This window comes from Vibrio sp. 1F169 (genome assembly GCF_041439605.1).
Taxonomy (GTDB): domain Bacteria; phylum Pseudomonadota; class Gammaproteobacteria; order Enterobacterales; family Vibrionaceae; genus Vibrio; species Vibrio tasmaniensis_A.
This window is the reverse complement of sequence record NZ_JBGOOI010000051.1, coordinates 25,564-35,200: the sequence shown is the minus strand read 5'-3', so window position 1 is coordinate 35,200 and position 9,637 is coordinate 25,564. Positions and strand designations below refer to the sequence as shown.

Below are 9,637 nucleotides of genomic sequence, written 5' to 3'. Positions count from 1 at the left end.
ACAGCTCGGAAGGATCCTTCAACCGATCACTTTGGCTTTAACTGATCGGCATTACCTCCATGTTGAGCGGTTATTTCTAGTTTAATCGTTGTTGCAGCTAATCATTGTTGTGACTAATAGCCGTTGTTGCTAACCGCTTCTGCAGCTAGTCGTATAACATCTGTTCATTGCTACTTAGGTAACCACCTAACTCTTAAGCACAAACCATCTTAATTTAGTTAAGTATCAATAACGGCTGTTTCATTTATCATATATACTGTTTAGCTCGTTCTTAGGTTAATAGCAACTGAAACACATATAAATTTAATTGTACAATTAGCGAGCTATGATCATGTTTTTGCTATAATTTAATGAAAAAGCTTGGCAATTGCTTGTTTACCCGTATCCTACGTATAAAATTAAAATATAAGATCATCATTATAGTTAGGCTCACCACATAAATGACATCTTCTTTCGTCACGTCGAGCATATTTCGATTTTGCTTTCCCTTACTTCTATTAGCAATATTACTTGCAGGTATGAACAACGTCATCCTAGTGACGGATTCAAACTTAGGGTTTGCTAGCAACCTCCCATACATTCTATTGAGCGTTGCGGTTTTGCTGTGCCACACATTTAAGCAAGGTCGTATGGCCATGGTGTCCTTAACCATGCTCGTCGCATACCTCATCATTCAAGTTCGTTTACAAACGCCACTCAACACAGGCACCACTCTATTAGAACTGTCTCTGTTAACCGCTTTAGTTCCTGTAACATGCTTACTGGTGTATGCCTTCCCAGATAACGGCGTTAACTCGAAATCCATGTTCCTATATGCTTTGGTTCTCGTTCTGTTTACGGTATGGGCACAATTAATTGTTTCTCACTTCCAGTCAGGCGGATTTGAGTCATGGAGCGAAGGTATCCTGTTTATCGTTAACGGATTCTCGAGGCTGCCTTTCGTTTTAGTGCTGTATAGCCTTTGTTTACTTGGCCTCACTTCGATTTTAGTTCTGGTATACAACCGCGCGATTGATGTTGTCGTATACAGCGCAATTTTACTTTCTACTAGTACATTCATATTTTTTGATGTGCAATACATCTCTAGTACGATGTTCTCGTTGTCTGGTACGCTATTCATTGTCTATGTCGTCTCTGCTAGCCATGACATGGCCTTTAATGACCGTTTAACTAACATCCCAGGTAGACACGCACTAGAAGTGGATATGAAGCACTTAGGGCGAAAATACTCAATGGCGATGGTTGATATCGACCACTTCAAGAAATTTAACGATACCTACGGGCATGACATTGGCGACGATGTGTTGAAGTTGGTGGCACGTATATTGAGTGAAACAACCGGTGGTGCAAAAGCTTATCGCTATGGTGGTGAAGAGTTTACGATTATTTTTAAAGGCAAATACTCGGAACAGGTTAAAGAGCACCTTCAAGTACTCATTTCCGAAGTACAAAACTACGATATGACGATTCGAAATAGCAACGATCGCCCTGACGACCATGAAGTCGGCATTAAAAAGCGTGGTCAGAGCAACAAATCAACTGAAGTCGTAAACGTAACGGTGAGCATTGGGCTGTCTGATAGTAGAACCACTAAACAACCCGTAGAAGTCTTGAAACTTGCCGATAACGCACTGTACAAAGCAAAAGAAACTGGCCGAAACAAGCTGTGTGTCGATAGTTAAAGACGTTGAAAGTCTTGGAATGTAAAGCTCTGAACATCGTAATTTAACGGTGTGAACATCGAAAGCGTTGGTGCTTAGACTAGTCTTGGTTAAAGAAGATGACTAAGCTCCCTCCTTTCAAACTACTTCCGTAATTGATAGTAAACCCTATTCCTACATTGTCGACCCAGTCATTAAACAGATTTGGGTTAAGCAACCAACCTACACTACCTTCGTAGTAAGCTGTAGTGCCCATAGACGCGACAGTATCACCACCAATATCTATTCTTCTTATACTCGAATACATGGATGTGATGTTTTTGTCCCAACGAACTAAGTCATAGAAGATCTTAGCTTCATTTGCTATGTACCAACCTTCTGGGTGACCAATATTACCGTTATTGGCTTCTCCCCAACCTATACCATTAAAGTAATGCCAACTGGTACTGAGTTTATATTTACCCCAGTCATTCTTATCTTCAAACATCAACTTTATCTTAGGCTCTATTATGTATGCCCAAGCATCCGTGTTCAGATAAAGACCATCCAGCTGACCTTGAATTGGTGCAAGCAACGAAGAACGATATTCAAAATCGTTTCGATAATAGGAAATATGGTTACCAATTGCAGAACTAAAACTCCAGTATTCGTTCAACTGGGATACGTTTGCATACTCAACGTAACCAGAAACAACAGACTCTTTTTGAAAGTCGCTTATCGTTGAACTGGCATATTGAACATCCTTCTCTATCCGCAACGCAGATAAACGAAGAGTGACTTCTTGATGGTTGTCTTCAATATAACTTGGCACTTCAAAGGTATAAGGAAGGCTGAGGGACGCGATATTTTGTCGGCGACTTACTGAGTCATTAGAGCCAATATCTTCATTGTCCAAACTAAAGACTTTGTTGGGATCAAAATTATTTATGCCAAAGGTAAACACATCCGTATCATTGAGCAAAACACTCGTTGCGAAGGTTTGTTCAATGTCTTTCCTGACCAGTTCAGAGAGTGAAGCTGCGTTAACAGCGGTTGGAGACACGGAAACAAACAGAGTTAATACAAGACCTTTGTTTGAGTTAGTCATGACGAATGACTTGGAATGCTGCATTTCTTTTATCACTTAAGTCACTTCCTAGCTTATAAGCTACTAGAAGTATAATTCAGGTTACTACCGAAGCTCGTCAACTATTGCTCAAGCTCCATAATATCGCGTTGTATGTAGGTATTTCTTCCACTTTGCTTGGCTTGATACAGTGCTTGGTCAACCTTTTCGTAAATAGAAGCGATAGCTTCACCACCTTCAGGGATGAATGACAACACACCTTGTGACGCTGTCACCCTATCAGACACTGCTGAGTAGTCGTGGACGTAGTTCATTTGATGCAGTGCTTCTTTTACACGATTGGCCTGTAAATTAGCCCCTGAGCTATCGGTATCACTCAGAATGATGACGAACTCTTCACCGCCGTAACGTCCAACAAACTCTCCAGCTCGAACAAAGAGCTCTTTCAAAGTATTGGCAAGCCCTTGCAGGCACTTATCCCCTTGAATGTGGCCATAGTTATCGTTGTAAGGCTTAAAGAAGTCAACATCGAGTAGTATGACGGTCATGGATATATTACGTCGTCCGTGCCATGCAATGCTCTCTTCAAGCTTAGTATCCATATATCGACGGTTGTATAATTTGGTTAGGCCGTCTTCGTTGGCTTGTTGTTGCAGTAAAATATTCAGTTCTTCGAGTTTGGCGGTACTCTGTTTTAACTCTCGTCTCATGTGCGCAATACGCTGCATCGCAATCAACTTAGAGTTCAAAACAACTTTGTTTACTGGTTTGATCAAATAGTCATCGCCGCCGGCATCAATCGCTTTTGCGATCATTTCAGGCTCTTCATGACCGCTCAAAAAGATGATCGGAACCCATTCTGGGAATTGCCGACGAACTTCGTTAGCGACCTCAAAACCATCCATGTCTGGCATGCTGATATCCAGTAACACGAGTTCAGGATCAAAATCAGAATAAACATTCAGGGCTTCTTTTCCGCTACCAACAGCTTCTACAACATGACCCAGTTGCTTGAGTCGAATAGCGAGTTGCATCCTATCCAGTTGAACGTCATCAACTAGCAATATGCGCATCGAAGATCCCTTTTCTATCATCACATCACCTTTATCTAGTGTTGAATATTCAAAGTAGCTCAAATTTGGGCTTAAATCATGCCCTAATCTCTATATTATATTGACTTTTTTACAGATCTTTTTAGCATTGTTTCTTTTTAAAGAGAAATACTATGTCAGACGCTACAAACAACGAAGTACAAGAAATCGATTTAACCACTATCTCACCAGAGCTTCGCCAAGTTATCGAATTTGATGAAGTGCCTAAAGAGATGCACAACATGGTTACTTCTATTCACGAAGTGTCTGAAGAAGCAGTGCGTGAAACTTGGAGCAGCCTTCCAGCAAGCGCACAAAATGTTTTAGACAACTTCGAGCAATTCCACGCTCTAATCTCTGTTAGCCAAGCTTTCGCTGGCGTAAACATGATGGAGGAGTTCCCTACTCTTAAACTTCCAGAAGGCATGACTGATGAAGAAAAAGAAGAGTACCGAGCTCAACTGCTTGACCAAATTTTACATAACTGTGTAAAAGACATGGCTAAGCAAATCAAGAAAGCGCGCCGTGATGCTATCTTGAAGCGTGATTTCAAAGAAGTTTTCATCCGCTAAGCTATTCAGAGCACCTAAATTTAGGTTGAATGCTTAAGGAAAACTTAATGATTAAGCCGTATGTTATTTAAAACATGCGGCTTTTTTGTACCAGCAGCTTTTTCTATACGTTCTTTTTCTGCTCGCTTCTTCTATTATTCGAATGTAACGTCTGGGTTCTTGTTAGTGCAGGGATTCTCGTTGTGGCTCTTAGAATTCTAACTTTTCTCATCGCACGGAAGGTATGCGTTAACACTCATACAGTATGACGCAAAACTGGCAGTTACACCGTATAAAATGACGCATGTAGTCATTTATGGAATCAAGATCGAGTCACAGAATCAAGTTCGAGTTTTACCCGTTCTAAAATGAAACCAGAAACCAAGTACGTCGTTGGGCCTTAATGTATTACCGCTAGATCTGAATATCTTATCGCATGAGCTTGCGGCATGAACTTAGTGCATAAGTTTAGTGCGTTATCGCAATATCTCTTTGCGCAACACTCACGCCTTTAATTTGTGCGTAGACACGTTGTCCAATTTCTAAATTCAGCTCATCCAGCGCCCACAATGTAATAGTCGCCCATAGGTAGCATCCGGCCTCAAGTTCTAACTCGACAGCGACACTCTGCTTATTCGAGCCTTGCTGGTGCGTCTCTACCCTTTTAATAGTGACAGGAAGGATATTACGTATCGAAGTGCCTTGCGGCTGCTGTAGCGTGATAGAGACATCATTTGCCCTCACTTGCAGCCTTACCGTAGTGCCAAGCTCGCTCGACACCTTTTGAACCCAAAGTGACGTTGATTTACCTAACGTTAGACGTGACAACGCATAATCATCATTATGTTCCGCTAATGTCGCTTCAAACAACGAACTTTGCTCTGAAAAAGATTGCCACGGTTGCATGGCTCTCGATGCCCATACCTCTTCCGTCATCCCCGATGAAATAACTTTGCCTTGCTCAATGATCACAAGGTGATTTGCCAAGCGTAATATTTCATTGAGGCTATGAGTGACATAGATAATCGGTATTTGAACGGTTTCAGATAAGTTTTCCAGAAACGGCATTACTTCACGCTTACGAGGTAAGTCCAGAGACGCCAATGGCTCATCCATCAATAGAATGCTGGGCTTAGACAACAGTGCGCGGCCAATCGCAACACGTTGCTTCTCACCGCCAGACAGACGGGCTGGATAGCGATCAAGCAGCGAGCCCAACGATAGCAACGAGACTATTTGCTCAAAGTGCGCTTTGTCAGCACCTTTCATGCCGTACTTAAGATTCGCCGCGACTTTCATGTGTGGGAACAATCGCGATTCTTGGAATACATAGCCGACGTTGCGTTTGTGCGTTGGTAAGTTGATGCCATTTTCACTATCGAACAGAATGGTTCCAGATACGCTGATCAAGCCACTATCTAGTTGTTTGAGACCACTAATGGCATTGATAAGTGAAGTTTTACCTGCACCAGAACGACCGAAAATTGCCGTAATACCAGTACTTGGCAATTCTAAGTCAATATCAAAAAATGTTTCACCAAGCTGTTGCTGATATTGGAGGACTAAAGCGCTCATGCGACTCATGCGTTGCCCCCCAAACGTTTTGCTGACTTTTTGTTGAGCCATTCAGAAAGCATCAGTGAACTCAGTGCGATCACAATAGAAATGACACACAAACGTGCGGCTTCCATTTCTGCTCCTGGGGTTTCAATAAAGGTATACATGGCTAAAGGGATGGTTTGAGTTTCACCGGGAATATTTGAAACGAAGCTGATAGTCGCACCAAATTCACCCAGACTTCTTGCAAATGAAAGCATGGTGCCAGTAATGATCCCTGGGATCATCAGCGGTAATGTAATAGTGAAGAACACACGAAAAGGTGAAGCGCCCAATGTAGCTGCGGCCTCTTCAAGTTTACTGTCTACGGTTTCTAAGCTCAGTCGTATAGAACGTACCATCAGAGGCAACGCTACGACCACACACGCTAGAGCAGCGCCCTTCCAACTAAAGCTGAATATAATACCAAACACGTCATTAAGCCAAGAGCCAATGACGCCTTGTCTGCCCATCATCACTAGCAACAAATAACCAATAACCACGGGTGGAAGCACCAAAGGCAAATGGACAATACTTTCTACAATGCTTTTGCCCACAAATTGTTTCTTAGCAAGCAACCATGCCAAGCCGATGCCGATAGGAATAAGCCACAAGATGGCAAAACCAGCGACTTTCAAGCTCAGCATTAAGGCTTGGTATTCGTATTCCGATAGATACATCATTTAACGCACTTCAAATCCAAAACTGTTCAAGGTGTCCTTCGCTTTTTCGCTCTTTAGGAAAGTATAGAACTGTTCTGCGACGACTTTATCGCTCAATTTAGCTACAGGGTAACGTATTGACGTATGTAAATCTGATGGGAACGTCGACACTAGGTTCACTTCTTTAGAAAGCAACGCATCTGTTTTGTAGACAATGCCAAGCTTAGCTTCACTACGCTCCACCAAAGCCAATGCCATACGTACATTGTTACTTGGTGCCAATCGAGTCTTCACATCATCCCATACACCTAACGTTTCTAGCGCTTCTTTCGCATAGAGACCCGCAGGAACCGACATGGTGTTGCCAACTGCAAGTCTTTCATTCATTAGAAGTTTAGCCCATTGGTCACCGCTTGAGAGGTCCAAAGATATTGGCGTCTCTTTTGGGGAAATTAGCACGAGTTCGTTTTCGCACAAGTTTGTGACATTGTCACTAGAAACCAATTGACGATCGACTAAATGCGTCATCCATTTTTCGTTTGCCGAGATAAAAATGTCTGCTGGCGCACCTCGTTCAATTTGGCGCACCAAAGACGACGTGCTCGCGTACACTGGAATAACATCGACAGAATGATCTTTCTCAAACTCTTCAATCAACAAGTTAACCGCGTTCGTCATAGACGATGCAGCATAAACTCGTAGTTTTTCAGCAGCCAAAAGGTGAGTAGAACTCAGAGCTGAAACTAAGACGATAGTTAAAAGGATGACTCGCTTTTTCATTGTTATCACTTATCTATTGTTCGTTTAAATTCTTGAGCTAACTTCTAAGTTGCGGCCTAAGCTGTCAATTCAGGCCAAAGCAGGTCAAGGTTCAAGTGATCTTCGATCGCATCAGCGATTCGATTGATACCCAACTCTTTCAGCTGCTCATGGTCAATCGCTGTCACATCATTAGCACCTGCCCATTCGCAAATAAGCGACAATGCATCACTGTTATCGAATACACCATGCAGGTAAGTACCAAAAATTGAGTTATCTTGATTCACAGCACCATCAACACTGCCAGATTCTAACTGAACCGGTAATACCGTTTCATTGACATCAGTCCTACCTACGTGGATTTCATACCCTTTTACTTGTGCAGTTTTGCCATCAAGTGTCATGGTTCCACACACATTGGTTAAAGTTTTCTGCTGTGTTAGTGCCGTTTCAGTATCAAGATACCCCAACCCTTCACTGCTTCCAGATTTCCCTTCAACGCCATCTGGGTCGTGGATGATATTCCCTAGCATCTGATAACCGCCACAAATACCCATCACTTTCCCGCCCAAGCGAAGATGACGCTGAATATCTTTATCCCAACCTTGCTGTTTTAGGTATTCCAAATCGGCTCTTACCGATTTTGTTCCCGGCAATACAATCAAATCAGCGTTGTTCAGGCGCTCGCCTTTGCCTACGTAACGTAAATCAATCGACGGGTTAAGTCGCAGAGCGTCAAAGTCTGTATGGTTACTGATTCGAGTTAGTACTGGCACTACAACCTTAAGTTTAGCTTCTCCATCAGACTCTTGGGCTGAGGTTATCGCATCCTCCGCCTCTAAGTTAAAACCATGCAGATAAGGCAAAACCCCTATCACTGGCTTACCTGTTTTCTCTTCTAGCCAATCTAAACCAGATTGAAGTAACGCAATATCGCCTCTAAAACGGTTTATCACAAAGCCTTTTACGCGCGCTTGTTCAGATTCAGATAATAGAGCTAATGTGCCGTAGAGGTGTGCAAAAACGCCGCCACGATCAATATCAGCAACGATGATCACTGGGATGTCTGCCTTTTCAGCAAAGCCCATGTTCGCGATATCGTTTTCTCGAAGATTGATCTCTGCGGGACTGCCCGCACCTTCAATCATCACGCTTTGGTATTCTTCAGAAAGTCGATCAAACGAATCGACAACCGAATTCATCGCAACTTTCTTGTAGTCGTGATATCCGGTCGCTTCCATATTCGTCAGTGCTCTTCCTTGTAGAATCACTTGCGCACCCGTATCTGAATTGGGTTTTAGCAATACAGGATTCATATGGACGGTAGGCTCAATATTACAAGCTTGTGCCTGAACCGCTTGAGCACGACCAATTTCGCCACCATCTTTTGTCACTGCGCTATTTAGCGCCATATTTTGAGGCTTAAAAGGTGCCACTTTGATGCCTTTCCTTGCCAAAACACGGCATAAACCTGCCACCAAAACACTTTTTCCGGCATCTGACGTTGTCCCTTGAACCATAAGGGCGTTTAACGGTGATCGCATCTGTACTTAAATCCTTTATTTCTTAATTTTCAATTTATAGCTGTGGGCAATATTTCTCTGCCTCCATCTTAACGTCATTGTCGTGTAGATGCTCAATAAAATGAATGGAAAATGAATGTGTTACTCACTCTGGATTCAACCCCAGTGTTGTTTAATAGCTCCATCGAAACGAAGCTTACAAACAAAATAAGCGCACTCACGAAAAGAAACGTTTCAAATTAAGAAAAACGTTTCTAATAAAAACAACATTAAGGGATTCACCATGAAAAAAACTGTATTAGCTATCGCATCTACTATTATCCTCGCTCCTACTTTCGCAATGGCTAGTGACCATCACAGCGACAGTAACAGTAATCACAACAATAGCGACAGTAACCACAAGCATCAGAGCGCTATTGCGTACACGGGACCGATTGAAACCGTTTCAGTTGCGACTCTACTAGCAGACACCAGCATGTTCGCAGAGCAAGAAGCAATCGTAGATGGCAAGATTGTTCGTCAACTAAAGAACGATACGTTCGTATTCTCTGATGGTCAGAGTGAAATTCAAATCGAACTGGATGACGATATCCTTCTAGCGCAACCGCTCACCGCAGATACAAAAGTTCGTATATTTGGCGAATACGAAGGTGGTAAAACGCCAGAGATCGAAGTAGATCATATTCAAGTTTTGTAAGATACAAACTCCGTACCGTCGACTTCAAAGA

The 9,637-nt window shown here is 42.6% G+C and carries 9 protein-coding genes; 3 read left to right on the top strand and 6 right to left on the bottom strand.

Features of this window, described 5'->3' with window-relative positions; all coding sequences use genetic code 11:
- Nucleotides 1-440 precede the first annotated feature (440 nt).
- Nucleotides 441-1,682 (top strand): GGDEF domain-containing protein, encoded by a 1,242-nt coding sequence (locus ACED53_RS17025; protein ID WP_017101863.1) that lies wholly within the window; start codon nt 441-443, stop codon nt 1,680-1,682.
- Between the two features lie 79 nt (nt 1,683-1,761).
- On the opposite strand, the gene ACED53_RS17020 is transcribed toward ACED53_RS17025, so the two are convergent.
- Nucleotides 1,762-2,748, bottom strand: a complete 987-nt coding sequence (locus ACED53_RS17020; protein ID WP_371692885.1) for a Solitary outer membrane autotransporter beta-barrel domain — start codon at nt 2,746-2,748, stop codon at nt 1,762-1,764.
- 101 nt (nt 2,749-2,849) lie between these two features.
- Nucleotides 2,850-3,800: a diguanylate cyclase gene (locus ACED53_RS17015; protein WP_032499463.1), complete on the bottom strand. Its 951-nt coding sequence runs from the start codon at nt 3,798-3,800 to the stop codon at nt 2,850-2,852.
- 152 nt (nt 3,801-3,952) lie between these two features.
- On the opposite strand from ACED53_RS17015, the gene ACED53_RS17010 reads away from it, so the two are divergent.
- Nucleotides 3,953-4,390: a DUF3069 domain-containing protein gene (locus ACED53_RS17010; protein ID WP_017098271.1), complete on the top strand. Its 438-nt coding sequence runs from the start codon at nt 3,953-3,955 to the stop codon at nt 4,388-4,390.
- Between the two features lie 447 nt (nt 4,391-4,837).
- Here the strand turns inward: ACED53_RS17010 and modC are convergent, their stop codons facing one another.
- The 4 genes from modC to ACED53_RS16990 are packed head-to-tail and all read right to left on the bottom strand — an operon-like array spanning nt 4,838 to nt 8,930.
- Nucleotides 4,838-5,944 (bottom strand): molybdenum ABC transporter ATP-binding protein ModC, encoded by a 1,107-nt coding sequence (gene modC, locus ACED53_RS17005; RefSeq protein WP_029225601.1) that lies wholly within the window; start codon nt 5,942-5,944, stop codon nt 4,838-4,840.
- Nucleotides 5,945-5,949: 5 nt separating this feature from the next.
- The gene (gene modB, locus ACED53_RS17000; RefSeq protein ID WP_017101867.1) at nt 5,950-6,648 is read right to left on the bottom strand and encodes a molybdate ABC transporter permease subunit; all 699 of its coding nucleotides are present in this window, start codon (nt 6,646-6,648) and stop codon (nt 5,950-5,952) included.
- Nucleotides 6,649-7,407, bottom strand: a complete 759-nt coding sequence (modA, locus tag ACED53_RS16995; RefSeq protein ID WP_017101868.1) for a molybdate ABC transporter substrate-binding protein — start codon at nt 7,405-7,407, stop codon at nt 6,649-6,651.
- A gap of 56 nt (nt 7,408-7,463) precedes the next feature.
- The gene (locus ACED53_RS16990; protein ID WP_017101869.1) at nt 7,464-8,930 is read right to left on the bottom strand and encodes a cobyric acid synthase; all 1,467 of its coding nucleotides are present in this window, start codon (nt 8,928-8,930) and stop codon (nt 7,464-7,466) included.
- A 262-nt stretch (nt 8,931-9,192) separates the two neighbouring features.
- On the opposite strand from ACED53_RS16990, the gene ACED53_RS16985 reads away from it, so the two are divergent.
- Nucleotides 9,193-9,606 carry a YgiW/YdeI family stress tolerance OB fold protein gene (locus ACED53_RS16985; RefSeq protein ID WP_012600619.1) on the top strand — a complete coding sequence of 138 codons (414 nt, stop codon included), beginning with the start codon at nt 9,193-9,195 and terminating at the stop codon, nt 9,604-9,606.
- The last annotated feature ends 31 nt before the right edge of the window (nt 9,607-9,637 follow it).